Genomic DNA, 14,202 nt, shown 5'->3' on the forward strand with positions numbered 1-14,202 from the left:
TACGGAGCGAATAATGCCTAAACGTACGGATATTAAAAGCATCTTAATTATTGGTGCTGGCCCGATTGTGATTGGACAAGCATGTGAGTTTGACTACTCAGGTGCTCAAGCGTGTAAAGCACTTCGTGAAGAAGGCTATCGTGTTATTTTGGTTAACTCTAATCCAGCAACCATCATGACAGATCCTTCAATGGCTGATGCAACTTATATTGAGCCGATTACTTGGCAAACAGTTGCACAGATTATTGAAAAAGAACGTCCAGATGCAGTATTGCCAACTATGGGTGGTCAAACTGCATTGAACTGTGCCCTCGCACTTGATGAGCACGGCGTTCTTGCTAAATATAATGTTGAATTAATTGGTGCAAGCAAAGAAGCGATTGAGAAAGCCGAAGATCGTAAACTCTTCGATATCGCTATGCGCAAAATTGGCTTGGAATGTCCAAAAGCTGCCATTGCTGAAACAATGGAAGAAGCTTTAACAATCCAGTCACGCTTTGGTTTTCCTGTAATTATTCGTCCATCATTTACAATGGGTGGTTCGGGCGGTGGTATTGCATATAACCGTGAAGAATTCCTTGAAATTTGTGAACGTGGTTTTGACCTCTCTCCTACTCACCAGTTATTGATCGATGAATCTTTAATTGGCTGGAAAGAGTACGAAATGGAAGTTGTTCGTGACAAAAACGACAACTGTATTATCGTATGTGCTATCGAAAACTTCGACCCAATGGGCGTTCACACTGGTGACTCAATTACCGTTGCTCCTGCTCAGACACTAACAGACAAAGAATATCAATTGATGCGTAATGCTTCGGTTGCAGTTCTTCGTGAAATTGGTGTTGAAACAGGTGGTTCTAACGTTCAATTCGGTATTAACCCGAAAGATGGACGTATGGTTGTCATCGAGATGAACCCTCGTGTATCTCGTTCATCTGCTCTTGCTTCTAAAGCAACAGGTTTCCCAATCGCAAAAATCGCAGCAAAACTTGCTGTTGGTTATACCCTTGATGAATTGAAAAATGACATCACTGGTGGCGTGACTCCTGCAAGCTTTGAACCATCGATTGACTATGTTGTAACGAAGATTCCTCGTTTTAACTTCGAGAAATTCCCACAAGCAGAACCTGTATTAACCACTCAGATGAAATCTGTTGGTGAAGTAATGGCTATTGGCCGTAACTTCCAGGAATCTGTACAAAAAGCATTACGTGGTCTTGAAGTTGGTGTAAGCGGTTTTGATGAAAAAATCGAAGCTGGTGCAACAAATGCAAAAGAAACCATTTTAAAAGAGCTGAAAGTTCCAGGCCCTGAGCGTATCTGGTATGTAGCAGATGCTTTCCGTCATGGCTTCTCTTTAGATGAAGTGTTTGAAGCAACCAAAATTGATCGTTGGTTCCTCATCCAAATTCAAGACATCGTTAAAACTGAAGCTGAAGTAAAAGCTTTAGGTTTTGGTGACTTAAACGCTGACAATATCCGTGCTTTCAAACGCAAAGGTTTATCTGACCTGCGTATTGCTGACCTCATGGGTATTTCACAAAAGCAATTCCGTAAACAACGTTGGAATTTGGGTGTTTACCCAGTTTACAAACGTGTTGACACATGTGCTGCCGAGTTTGAATCTGGTACTGCATACATGTATTCAACTTACGATGAAGAGTGTGAAGCAAACCCATCAAATCGTGACAAGATCATGGTGATTGGTGGTGGTCCAAACCGTATTGGTCAAGGTATCGAATTTGACTACTGCTGTGTACACGCGGCGCTTGCTATGCGTGAAGATGGTTATGAAACAATCATGGTTAACTGTAACCCTGAAACTGTTTCTACCGACTATGACACATCTGACCGTCTATACTTCGAGCCTGTAACACTTGAAGATGTGCTTGAAATTGTACGTACAGAGAAGCCTAAAGGCGTAATCGTACAGTACGGTGGTCAAACTCCTCTTAAATTGGCACGTGCTTTAGAAGAAGCTGGTACACCAATTATTGGTACATCACCAGATGCAATTGACCGCGCAGAAGACCGTGAACGTTTCCAGCAAATGATCCAACGTTTACAGCTTCGTCAACCAAACAACAGCATTGTAAAATCTGCTGAAGAAGGTATCTCTGAAGCTGCAAAAGTAGGTTATCCGTTAGTTGTTCGCCCATCTTATGTATTAGGTGGTCGTGCAATGGAAATCGTATATAACGAAGAAGAACTTAAACGTTACCTTCGTGAAGCAGTTCAGGCATCTAATGAAGCCCCTGTCCTTCTTGACCGTTTCCTAGATGATGCAACTGAAGTTGATGTTGACTGTGTATCTGACGGTAAAGACGTTGTGATCGGCGGTATTATGCAGCACATCGAACAAGCTGGTATTCACTCAGGTGACTCAGCATGTTCAATTCCTCCTTATTCTTTATCAAAAGAAATTCAGGATGAAATGCGTCGTCAAACTGTTGCGATGGCAAAAGAACTTGGTGTGGTTGGTTTGATGAATGTTCAGTTCGCAGTTAAAGGCGATGATGTTTACATTCTTGAAGTTAACCCACGTGCTTCACGTACAGTTCCATTCGTATCGAAATGTATTGGTGATTCTTTAGCAAAAGTAGCTGCACGCTGTATGGCTGGTCAATCACTTGAATCTCAAGGATTTACTAAAGAAATCATTCCAACACACTTTGCTGTGAAAGAAGCTGTTTTCCCATTCGCTAAATTCCAAGGCGTAGATCCAATGCTTGGACCTGAGATGAAATCTACAGGTGAAGTAATGGGTGTAGGTAAAACATTTGGTGAAGCATTCTATAAAGCTGTTTTAGGCTCAAATGAACGCTTACCAGGTTTACCAACTGAAGGCGAAGTAAAACATGCTTTCTTATCAGTACGTGAATCTGACAAGAAATATATTGCAGATATCGCTAAGAAATTAGCTGCATATGGCTTCAAGCTTATTGCAACAGGTGGTACATACCAAGTGCTTAAAGAAGCAGGTTTAGAATGTGAATCTGTGAATAAAGTAACTGAAGGTCGTCCACATATTGTTGACCGCTTGAAAAATGGTGAAATACACCTTATTGTCAATACCACTGAAGGTAAACAGGCTCAATATGACTCTGCAATGATTCGTCGTGCTGCCCTACAAGGCAAAGTGTATTACACAACGACTATCAATGGTGCAGAAGCTGTTTGCCAAGCCTTTGCTGTGAAATTGCCAATGGATGTATACCGCTTGCAAGATTTAACTGTAGGTTAATTTGTTACCGATAAGTCCCGTCACCTTATCGGTGGCGGGATTTTTTCATTTTTTTAACTGTGTTTTCTCAACTTAAGAGGGACCAAAATGCAACGCTATCCAATGACCCCTGAAGGTAAAATTGCCTTAGAGAAAGAATTACAACATTTAAAATCTGTTGAACGCCCACGTATTATCCAAGCGATTGCTGAAGCGCGTGAACATGGCGATTTAAAAGAAAACGCAGAATACCACGCTGCTCGTGAACAGCAAGGTTTCTGTGAAGGCCGTATTCAGGATATCGAAGGTAAACTCGGTGCAGTTCAAGAAATTGATGTCAAAACACTTGAGCAAAATGGTCGTGTTGTATTTGGTGTGACTGTCACCATTGAAAATCTTGATACTGAAGAACGTAAGACTTATAAAATTGTAGGCGATGACGAAGCAGATTTTAAAATTAATAAAATTTCTGTGAACTCACCAATCGCACGTGGTCTTTTGAGTAAGAGTGAAGGCGATGAAGTAAAAATCGTGACTCCTCAAGGCGAAGTCGAATATGAAATCGTAAGTGTAGAATATCTCTAAGATAATACACAACTAGCCCCTCTTTATGAGGGGTTTTTATTTAATACCATTGATATATTTTTGGGAAATCACAAATGGATACTTCTTTAATTAACACCCCAGTTCGTCATTGGTGTGAATTTGAGTTTATTTCCAAAACTGTTAAAAACCCGAATATCCATATTAAAGGTCATTATTCATATTATTCAGCCTATTGGGACCAAGGTTTTGAACGTTGTGTCGTACGTTATTTACATGAAAAAGCCTCGACACCCGACAAACCGATTGACCAACTTTATATTGGTAATTTTGTTTGTTTTGGCGCTGAATGCGTCATCATGATGGGTGGCAACCAACTCCATAGACCAGACTGGATTTCGACTTTTCCTTTTGATACGCGTAGCTTTTTAGCTGCTGGTGACACAGTTATTGCTGATGGTTGCTGGATTGGCAGTCGGGCAATGATTATGCAAGGTGTCAAACTTGGTGAAGGTGCAGTGGTTGCAACTGGAGCTGTAGTAACTAAAGATGTTCCACCCTATGCAATTGTAGGTGGTGTGCCTGCGAAAATTATTAAATATCGCTTTCCTCAAGAACAAATCGATAAACTGCTTGCTTTAAAACTTTATGATTTAGATGAGAAGCAAATTCTGAAAATACGTGAATATTTACAAACTGATGATATAGCTGCTTTATCTACACATATGGAAAATTTGCGAAATCTATAAAAGTTTATTGTTATAAAGTCACAAATGATTACGTGCTTGAATTTAAATCGTCAAAAAATAAGTATAAAGTATTGAATAAATAAGCATCATTACAATAAGGAAAACACTCATGTTATATCAACATATTCTTGTACCAATTGACGGTTCTGAAACTTCTATGATCGCCATGAAAGAGGCGATTAAACTTGGAAAAGCACTAAATAGCAAAATTACGGTTGTACAAGTTATGGCACTTGACCCCTTTATTGCAGACGTATATGTAAAAACTGGTCAAACTAATGAGTTGATTGAACGCACACGAACTTATTTACTCGACATTTTAGAACAAGCAAAACAAAAATTTGCCGAAGAAGGTATTACTGTTGAAACTAAACTGCTTGAAGGTTTTGTAGTGCATGAAGAAATTATTGAGGCTGCTCAAGACTTAAATGTTGATCTCATTGTGATGGGTTCACATGGTCGTACTGGTGTCCGAAAACTGGTGCTGGGTAGCGTTGCACAAAAAGTCTTAGGCGAAAGCCATATTCCTGTTTTGATTGTTCGATAACTTCCATATTGCCTATCTTGTTGATCTTAATAATTTAGGCAATTATTTTTAAATAAATAGCCCTTAAGTCAATTTAAGGCTGCCAAGCAAATTGCTTTAAGTTTACTTTCCCATTTAACAAATAGACGCCTTCAGCTTCCAGCTTTAACTGTTGAACATTTTCACCCTTTTCATTAAATTTACTTAGGCTAATTTTGCCTTGAGAATTAATAACGCGATACCATGGTACTTGATGATCTGCTTCAAGATGCTTAAGGACATAGCCAACTAATCTCGCATGTTTAGGTAAACCTGCCATACGAGCGACTTGCCCATAAGTTGCAACTTTTCCGTAAGGAATCAAAGCAATGACTTCTAAAATCTGCCGATGTAGTTCATACTGAGTTGTCAAAATGGACTCCATAAAAATTGACATTCTTCATATCATATAAAAAAATTTGACTAAAATTAAATGTAATCCAAGGTAGGTTTGAGGGAGATCTGCATGAAAAAAGCCATACTGGTAGTGACTGGGACTTTACTATGTGTTTCTTGTACTACTCGCCCCCCAATTCTTCCTTCAAGAGAAGTACCTAAAGTATCTATAGATGGTCGCCCTATTGTTCCAGTTACTTTCGTTTTTACCACTAATTCTCCGGAAGCTGTAAAGTTTGATAATTATCAACAAATGCGGAAAGAAATTAAAATATTAAATAAATATTATGTAGATGATAAAAACAATAAAATCTTTAAGTTCAAATTAAACCGTTATATCCCATATGAACAGTTCATTCAGTTACGATGTGACCTTAAGCAGCAAATTAATCAGCCCTATCCTATTTCCCTCGAAACGATTCCGGCAAGCATAAAGACCTGTTTTCCAAAACGCACAGCAAGTAAAGAAGTCATTATTTTTATTTACGATGCATACTCACCTAAATGGAAATTTGAAGACGTAACTAGCAGAGCTTTTCGCAACAATGGTGAACCCTTTGTTTTGTTAGACTGGAATCGTTTAAATTATAATATTCAGGCAGGAAGCGTTCATGAAATGGGGCATGCATTTGGTCTAAAACATGTTTGCGCACCGAATGCTACAAAACGGACTCCAACGAATATTATGGCGAGTGCTGAATGTAAACGTGGTAGTGGTGGATTAAGGAATTTAGGTTTTACACCTGTACAACTTCAAACAATTTTATCGAATTATCAAAGTTATCCTTAAAATATTTTAGAAACCAAGCTCTACATAAAAACCTAATTTATCTTGAGCCAAACTATAATTTTCTTGGGCCAGTAATGAAGTCATATAACTGCTGGCCTTTGAAAAATCTTCCTCATTGACTGGATATGGCTGCCAAAATGTTTTCAAATTATTGGTATAGATCGGATATAAACGCAGTCGATCTTTTGACAAATCTAGCCGTGCTATACACCCATATGGTAGAGCATTGTGCTCTGCATACTCACCGTTACTATTAAAAACTGCATTGCCAATACCAAATACTACAGGCTTTTGATGAATGAATTGAATGGGTTGAACAGTATGCGCACCATGCCCAATCACAAGGTCGGCCCCAGCTTGGGTTAAAATATTGGCAAGTTTAGTTTGTTCTTTTGTAATAGGTTTAAAATCAACGCCCCAATGACAAATAACGATGACTTTATGGTGAGGATGAGCCAACTTATAACGGCTTATTTGCTCAATTAAAACTCCATTTAGACAAGCCACTCCACTCTTGTGCGCTAAAGCGTAAAAATCATAATCTAAATAGGCTGTATCTCTGTGCCAATAGCCATTAAAAATAGCGTAATGCTTGTTATTAAATGCGATTTCAAAGTAGCTATGGGCAGCTTTTTGGTTCAATCCTGCGCCAATATAAGAAATCTTGGCCTGATCAAATTGTTGTAATGTATAAGTTATTCCACTATTGCCATGATCTTTTAGATGGTTATTGGCCAACACAACATGGTTAAGGTGAATATTCTTAAATTCTGCTAATGTTTTTTCAGCCTCAGCTTTAAGAATAAACGGCTTTTTATGCCCTAATGGTGATTGATCTTCTAAAGAAAATACTGCTTCAAAGTTAGCGATATTTAAGTCATTTTCACCTAAAAAAGCTTTTATTTTTTCGAATGAATAGCTGTATCCATATTGTTGTAGAGCATCTTTTTGCCCCTTAGACTTGCGCTTTTCTGTATAGATCTCCCCAAAATAAGTATCTCCCAAAATGTTGATCATGCCACTTTGAGTAGAGCAAACTTTAGCTTTTACGTTCTGCTCTTGAAAGCAGTGATAGTAAGGAACCAAATGTTCAATCCGATGAATATCATCTAAAAATGAAAAGAAACCAACAGTCTGGTTTTTTTCAAAAAATGTGAGATAAATTTCTCGAAACGAATTAGAGAGGTATAAGACCGTTACGACTGATTGAGCCATTAATGGCGTCTGGGGAAGATAAGGCTTTCCTTTAAAAATAAGCTCTTTAATAAAGAAAAATTTTCTGATTTCAGCTGGATAGGTATAAATATTTTTGACTAATAAAAACAAATGTTTTAGCTGATTTCGTTTACCTTCTTTTTTAAAATTTAAGTGATAGATATCAGCTCTTTCGGACAAAATTAAATGCGCTTTTTCACTTGTACCGTAAAGCATATTGCTTAAAGCATTTTTTACATCTGCTGCTTGGGTAAAAATTAAAAACTGTAATAGCTCAGTAAAGGTGTAATTTTCAGAAGACTTTAGGCCTAGATTGTGCTGACCTGCTTGCTCAGATAGGTGTTCAGGCACGGCATAGACATCTTGAGCTTGTATGTTGTTTTGCTGAAATTGCTCTAATGCATAGTCGATAAGTAATAGCGTTGAAACATCATCATCAAATTCGAATTGCCATAAAGTTTCATCAAAACTTGTAGTGTCGACATGTGCTAATAATTTGATCTCAACGGGTTGATATTTCATGGCTCATCACCTTTGTAATCTTTTACATAGGCGATATAACCCGACAAGTTATGTTCTTGGTCATCAATCCGTACTCGAAAACGGTCATGTCGAATATAAAACGCATGTAAAATTTTATCGGGGCGTGCCATATACATGGCCATTTCCGGATAAAAAAATCCTGTAGTTTGAAAATCTGCTCTAAACCCAATTAGTTTTTGAAGCTCAGACATATAAGATTGCTCAAAAAGTGCTGTGCGTTCCTGCTCTTTTAAACGGCTCACCATTTTATAAGCAGCCATTAACATCTCTAACAAAGTTGCATATGTCGTTTTTCGATTTCGAATAAAAATAAAATGTTTTAAATAATTATTTAGACCAAAAATAAAATATTTATCTTCTGGGCATATTTTAGTGAGTTCATTGGTACAATAACTTAACCAATGATCATGATATTTTTCATATCTATTTTCAATAAAATATTCAAACATTAATTTAACTGTTTCTAATAATCTAGAATCTTGGTTAATTTGGTATAAACGTAATAAAGCTAAAGCAGCTTCTCCATCATAATAAATAATCCTGAATTTTTCTTTTAAATCATAATCTGGATAATTTAATACATGAGTCGTTGATCCATTTGAATCTACTAATTTCAAAATACCATTTGCGAGTTTCTCTGCATATTTTTGATAATCAGTTTTTTGGGTAATTTCTTGATATTTTGTCAGCATTAAAATAGCTGCCGCATTGGCACCCAGTTTAATTTCCAACTCCCCTTCTTTACCATCAATCATAAAAGCGGTTGATGAATCTTTTTCTTTATAAAAATTGGTCAGTGCATAGTGAATCGCGGCATGACTTTTAGGCCAATATTCAGGCTTATTTTGCACCTCAAATGTTTCTAGTAAAGCATACGCCGAGGTACAGTGGCGTACCGTATTGTAGTTACGAATGTCTCGATCATAGGCAGAAAAATAACCATAAATAAATTTGCCATTTTCTTGAATCTGGTCATGCAGGAATGCCGAATTTTGTTCAATTAACAGCTTAAAATGCTGTTTTTTATTATTTGAGATTGCCCTAATACCATTTACATCATAGCGACTCGCTAAATTAATGAATTGACCATTTTCATAAAATGCTCCGTAGGTATCAAAAGTCCAAATGTCTTGCAACTTTTGTAGTTTAATCTGTGGTTTTGTAGCGTTATATTTTTGCTTAATTGCATAATTCAGATTGGTTTCATCAAAGAAGTTCGGCTTGTCGTAGCTCAAGCCTCGAATAATTGCTTTTCCATAGATCTCTTGTTCAAGAAAAGCCACTGAACATTGTTCATCAAAGCCAATGCCTTTACGGTAATGGTTGTTGTGAAATTGATGGTGGACCTGTTGTTCTACTTCTTTCCACACCTGTTGCATTAAATTATATGCGATATCGATTTTTATATAATCAGCGAGTGGTGCCTGTGCAAATTGGTCATCAATAAAATCTAATAATTGTTTTTTAGCCTGCTCTAAATTGGTTTTCTCACTGTGCCATACGCTACATCTTTGGTCTTTGGGGCCATAAGATAAAAATAAAATAATATCCTGTTTAAGACTCGGAACGTGCTGAACAACTTGTTCTAACCAAAGGTTAAGTTGTCTTTGGAAATTTAAAAATGCCGTCACTCGAATTCAGTCCCTAATTGTTTGTTGTTCTATAAAGCGCTAATTAAGCATCATATCATGCCCCTTCTAAAAGCAAAGTTAACGTATTGTTTAAACATAAAAAAAGAGCCCGAAGGCCCTTTTTTCTATAAGTCGATTGTCAGATTAGAAAATGATTTGACCATTGTTGATCAAGTCATTCAATGTGACTGGACCTGTGAGGTTAGTCAATTGAAGCAATGGTGTTTCAGTATAAGTACCTTCGATGAGTACTCCACCATCACGGTCTACGCTGATTGTCGCAGTTTGAGTACCAGCATCGTAGCTTACTGACACATATTGACCGATTGTTAAGTTAGATTGAGAACCAATTAACAAGTTACTCAAGTCAATCTTATCAGCCTGATCATCAGTTGCAGTATTACCTACATGGAAGTCAGTCCATATATCTACACCACCACCTGTTGTGTTACCACCAGTTGCGTTAGTGACACTCGCAGCTGTTAATGTGTTGTAGATCAAGGTATCCGAGCCGTTACCAAGAGCAAATGTATCATTTGCCGCGGTACTTACTGCAAGACTATTCAACTCTTGACTCAAGTTAATCGTCAATGAAGAAGTGTATTCACTACCATCAATCACCGAAACTAACTTGTAATCAACCACATCGATTGTCGCATTCGCAGCACTGTCTAATGGTTTGTAGAAGTAAGAGCCATCATTGTATAGATACAATGTGCCTTCACCTGTATTCACTCCTTGACCCGCAGCTAGCTCATATGTGCCAGTTGTTGAGTTCATTACATAGAGCTGAGTACCTTCTACGACATCATTAGTAAGTACGTTGCCAGTAATCCAGTCTGTTTGTCCATCTGGTGTGTATTGGTCTAGATGCGTAGTTGTTGTACTTACTACAGAATCTAGAGTTACAGCACCTAGAGAAATCAGACTTGATAGACTGAATACAACACGGTAAGTACCCTCTGTTAAATGAGGTACATCTGCCGAGAATGCCGGAGCACCGAGCACACCTGCCAGTGCAGTTGATGAACCTGAATATGCAGTATTAACCCATGATCCGCCAACGAACTGTTGAATTGTATATCCAGTCGTTGGAAGTGCTGACAAGCTCAATGATGCAGTGTAATTCAACTGTACATGTACATCACTGACTGTATTTGCAGCTACTACAAACTGGTTTGAAGTTACTGTGCTGCTTAATACAGGTAATGGTGGGAAGCCAGCAAGGTTACCGATGGTTACGTTACCACTCGCAACATCCACAAGTGGGTCTACCACTGGTGCCATACTGATCGTTGCATCATCTGTATCAGCTGTTACAGCAGGTGTTGGAAGTGTAGCGTCTGCCGAAGGATCCGCTGTGTTCCAAGTTACATCAACATCTGGTGAACCAACTTGAACATGTAATGTAGCTGTATCAGTTCTACCAGTCACTGGGTCTGTGACGGTGTAAGTGAAGCTATCAACTTTACCTACATTCGCCATATTTGCAGTTGCCTGATAACTATAAGTACCATCTGCGCCAATAGTCAGAGTTCCGTATGCACCAACAATCGTTGCTGGGGTACCTGCTACAACCGCAGACGTATTACCATTTTCAGCTGTAACTGTAGTTACTACTGAAGTTGTCGTAATGTAGTCTGGTACATAGTTTGTACCGTAAACAGCAGAGTTATCATCAGCAAGTACGTTACCAATCACAGGATCAACAACCAGTACAGGAGGCTGAGTAATATCACCATGATTTAGTGTGATATCCGCAGTAACACTACCTAGAGCTGTTAGAAGTGTGTTGCTTTCCATGAACAATTCATAAGTACCGGCACTTAAGTTATCAATCTTGAATTGAACTTCCGAACCAAAGATACCTAACAAATCAATCACACCAGTATCAGAACTATCAGCAACCACAGTACGAGAGCCGTCTGGATTTACTCGAGTTAATACCACATGTAAACCATCAATCACCGTTGCAACCGAACCGAAGTTCACTGCAATAATGGCATCAGTAAGGTTACCTGGGTCAACTGTAAATGTCGCTGTACCTTCTCTAGAACCGATAACAATTCCACCTACACCGAGTAACCAGTTATAGCTGATCGCATTATCAAGTACCTCAGTTGTTACTGGATACACCATGTCTATTTCAGCCGAAGCAACGTTATCCATTGCATCTACTGGAAGCGGACTAGTAATTACAGCTGGTTGAGATGGATCTGCATCGTTCCAAGTCATATCTACACTATCACTGTCAAGGCGGACATAAAGTGTTGCCTCAGAAGTGTTACCTGTTACAGGATCAAGCAAGGTGTAGGTAAATTGATCTACCTGACCAAGGTTTGCCCCATTTACAGTTGGTGTATATGTGTAGTTACCATCTTGATCGATCACCAAGGTACCGTAAGTACCAACAATTGTTGCACCAGTAGCTGGATCAACAGCAACACCGTTAACTTGAGAGATCACAGCACTGCTGCTTGCCGCATCAACTTCACCAGTGAGGCTTGCATCTTTGATGACATTACCAGAGATCGGTTCAACAGAGTAACCAGCCACGATGTATGGATTATAGACATCCATCGTACCAGTTAATGTTCCGCCTAAGCCTATGCCTAGCAAACCTTCATATCCGATGAATGCACGGTACTGACCAGCATCCAATCCTTCAAGCACGGCTGTTGGTGTACCGCCGATGAGTGATAGATCGATGAGAGAAGCTTCTGGATTAGTTCCACCAATCGATACCCATTGTCCTGTTGCTTCATCAAACTTCTGAACAACAATCGCATAATCACTGAGTAAATCGGCAGTGATTATCGCATCGAATGTGAACGTTGCTGTACCTTCACGGTTTGGATCAACAGTAAATTCAATTGCATCATTACCAAGCAATTGTAAGTCCAGACCAGCCAACGATACGGCTGCAAGGTAAGTTGAGCTACCAAGAGCAACATCATCTGCAACAAGTAATGGCTCTGGATTAATTTCTGCCGTTACTACATTGTCTACCGCTTTCACAGAGCTCAATTGAATATTGAGATTTGCTTGAGCCGTATCGCCAGTCACAGGATCAGTCAATGTATATACAAATTGATCTGTTTGACCTACACCTGCCGCACTTGCAGTAGGAGTATAAGTGTATGAACCATCAAGGTTGATTTCCAATGTACCGTAAGCACCATTAATGATCGTGCCATCTGCTACAACAGGTTGACCATTAACTGCACTCACAACTGTTGTTGGAGTCACAACGTCTACTTCACCAGCATCATTTATTTCTGTTATGACGTTACCATCAGCAACTTCAGTGTAGTAGCCGCCTACTTGTGTCGTGTCATAAACATCCATTGTGCCTGTTAAGGTACCAAGTAAACCGATACCTAAAAGACCGTTATAAGTCATGAATGCACGGTATTGACCTTCTTCTAGACCTTCAAGAACCACACCAGGAGTTGAGCCTAGTAAAGTAAGATCAAGGATATCAGCTTCACCACCGCCATAGACCGAAGTCCATTGGCCTGTTGCGGTGTCAAATTTCTGAACAACTAGCGAGTAGTCAGATAGTGCATCTACACCAATTAAGGCACTGTAAGTAAATGTCGCATTACCTTCTTCACCTGCACCAACTGTAAAGCCGATTGACTCTGATCCTAACTGCAAATCAAGTCCAGCAAGCGATACAAGCGCCAAGTAAGTATTACTTCCTAGTGCTGCATCATCTTGTACAAGCAATGGTTGAGGTGCGAGTACTGCTGTATCAAAGTTGTCAAAGGCAACGATAGAACCTGCAAGAGTATAAGTTTGCGTATCTTGCAGAGTACTGCTGTTTCCAGCAAGGTCTGTGAAAGTAGCTGTAGCATCAACAGTTAAATCTGTATCCGCTGCAAGGCCACTACCAGCTACATCAACGGTCCAAGTACCCGCTGCTGCATCTACTGTTGCAACGTAGTTCACTCCGTTTACAGTCACCACAACACCTGTTGTGGCCGCATCTGTAGGGATGTTGGTCAACGTGCCCGTTAAGGTCACAGTTCCACCAGCTTCGGTAGCATCCAGGATGTTATCAGCAGTAACTGGGTCAATTGCTAACACTGTTGTAGTGATATCTGGTGGAGTAACATCAAGTGTTACTGTTACATCTGCATCTGCAACATCTACGTTACCTTGTGCATCTACAGCCTCAGCGTGAATCACAATCTGACCAGTCACAGGATCTGCCGCTGTTGCCGCAAGAGTTGCTGTGATAAAGCCTGCATCTGCAACATCTACGTTACCTTGTGCATCTACWGCCTCAGCGTGAATCACAATCTGACCAGTCACAGGATCTGCCGCTGTTGCCGCAAGAGTTGCTGTGATAAAGCCATTTGTAAGRTCAGCTGCTGTTACGGTGTAGTTWGTACCGTTAACATTKACCACTGTGCCATCGATTGCATCTGGTCCCAACGCCACTTGTGCATTGAAAGTACCGTCTGTACCAAGTTCCGCAGCGTTTAAGATACCGTCGCCATTTAAGTCTTCAGGAACCGTAATTGCTGTAATCAGGTCTT

General features: G+C 39.4%; 9 protein-coding genes. 5 read left to right on the forward strand and 4 right to left on the reverse strand.

What is annotated here, in order from left to right; genetic code table 11:
- The first annotated feature begins 13 nt into the window (after window positions 1-13).
- The 4 genes from carB (at window position 14) to ASF86_RS10345 (ending at window position 5,062) form a co-directional block, all read left to right on the forward strand.
- The gene (gene carB, locus ASF86_RS10330; RefSeq protein ID WP_005038712.1) at window positions 14-3,244 is read left to right on the forward strand and encodes a carbamoyl-phosphate synthase large subunit; all 3,231 of its coding nucleotides are present in this window, start codon (window positions 14-16) and stop codon (window positions 3,242-3,244) included.
- A gap of 87 nt (window positions 3,245-3,331) precedes the next feature.
- A complete protein-coding gene (gene greA, locus ASF86_RS10335; protein WP_003650066.1) occupies window positions 3,332-3,808 on the forward strand; it encodes a transcription elongation factor GreA in 477 nt (158 codons plus the stop codon).
- Window positions 3,809-3,882: 74 nt separating this feature from the next.
- Window positions 3,883-4,515: a CatB-related O-acetyltransferase gene (locus tag ASF86_RS10340; protein WP_056481673.1), complete on the forward strand. Its 633-nt coding sequence runs from the start codon at window positions 3,883-3,885 to the stop codon at window positions 4,513-4,515.
- A 109-nt stretch (window positions 4,516-4,624) separates the two neighbouring features.
- Entirely contained in the window at window positions 4,625-5,062 is a 438-nt protein-coding gene (locus tag ASF86_RS10345; protein ID WP_017387794.1) for a universal stress protein, read from the forward strand.
- A 73-nt stretch (window positions 5,063-5,135) separates the two neighbouring features.
- Here the strand turns inward: ASF86_RS10345 and ASF86_RS10350 are convergent, their stop codons facing one another.
- Entirely contained in the window at window positions 5,136-5,465 is a 330-nt protein-coding gene (locus ASF86_RS10350; RefSeq protein ID WP_080028334.1) for an MGMT family protein, read from the reverse strand.
- Window positions 5,466-5,546: 81 nt separating this feature from the next.
- Here ASF86_RS10350 and ASF86_RS10355 point away from each other — a divergent pair, with 81 nt between their 5' ends.
- Window positions 5,547-6,266, forward strand: a complete 720-nt coding sequence (locus ASF86_RS10355) for a hypothetical protein (protein ID WP_056481676.1) — start codon at window positions 5,547-5,549, stop codon at window positions 6,264-6,266.
- A gap of 6 nt (window positions 6,267-6,272) precedes the next feature.
- Here the strand turns inward: ASF86_RS10355 and ASF86_RS10360 are convergent, their stop codons facing one another.
- The 3 genes from ASF86_RS10360 to ASF86_RS10370 all read right to left on the reverse strand — a co-directional run.
- On the reverse strand, window positions 6,273-8,003 hold the full coding sequence (locus tag ASF86_RS10360; RefSeq protein ID WP_056481679.1) for a CapA family protein: 1,731 nt from the start codon (window positions 8,001-8,003) through the stop codon (window positions 6,273-6,275).
- Window positions 8,000-9,655: a hypothetical protein gene (locus tag ASF86_RS10365; protein WP_056481683.1), complete on the reverse strand. Its 1,656-nt coding sequence runs from the start codon at window positions 9,653-9,655 to the stop codon at window positions 8,000-8,002. The genes ASF86_RS10360 and ASF86_RS10365 overlap by 4 nt, the downstream gene beginning before the upstream one ends.
- 144 nt (window positions 9,656-9,799) lie before the next feature.
- The coding region (locus ASF86_RS10370) for a beta strand repeat-containing protein (protein ID WP_155860170.1) at window positions 9,800-14,202 on the reverse strand (4,403 nt) is incomplete at its 5' end.

It is taken from the genome of Acinetobacter sp. Leaf130, from assembly GCF_001423205.1.
In the GTDB taxonomy this organism is placed as follows: Bacteria; Pseudomonadota; Gammaproteobacteria; order Pseudomonadales; family Moraxellaceae; genus Acinetobacter; species Acinetobacter calcoaceticus.

What these genes read in the sequence shown, in the direction of transcription:
- ASF86_RS10345 (WP_017387794.1), top strand. Translation starts at nt 4,625, where the DNA reads ATGTTATATCAACATATTCTTGTACCAATTGACGGTTCTGAAACTTCT.
- ASF86_RS10350 (WP_080028334.1), bottom strand. Translation starts at nt 5,465, where the DNA reads ATGGAGTCCATTTTGACAACTCAGTATGAACTACATCGGCAGATTTTA.
- ASF86_RS10360 (WP_056481679.1), bottom strand. Translation starts at nt 8,003, where the DNA reads ATGAAATATCAACCCGTTGAGATCAAATTATTAGCACATGTCGACACT.
- ASF86_RS10340 (WP_056481673.1), top strand. Translation starts at nt 3,883, where the DNA reads ATGGATACTTCTTTAATTAACACCCCAGTTCGTCATTGGTGTGAATTT.
- ASF86_RS10355 (WP_056481676.1), top strand. Translation starts at nt 5,547, where the DNA reads ATGAAAAAAGCCATACTGGTAGTGACTGGGACTTTACTATGTGTTTCT.
- greA (WP_003650066.1), top strand. Translation starts at nt 3,332, where the DNA reads ATGCAACGCTATCCAATGACCCCTGAAGGTAAAATTGCCTTAGAGAAA.
- carB (WP_005038712.1), top strand. Translation starts at nt 14, where the DNA reads ATGCCTAAACGTACGGATATTAAAAGCATCTTAATTATTGGTGCTGGC.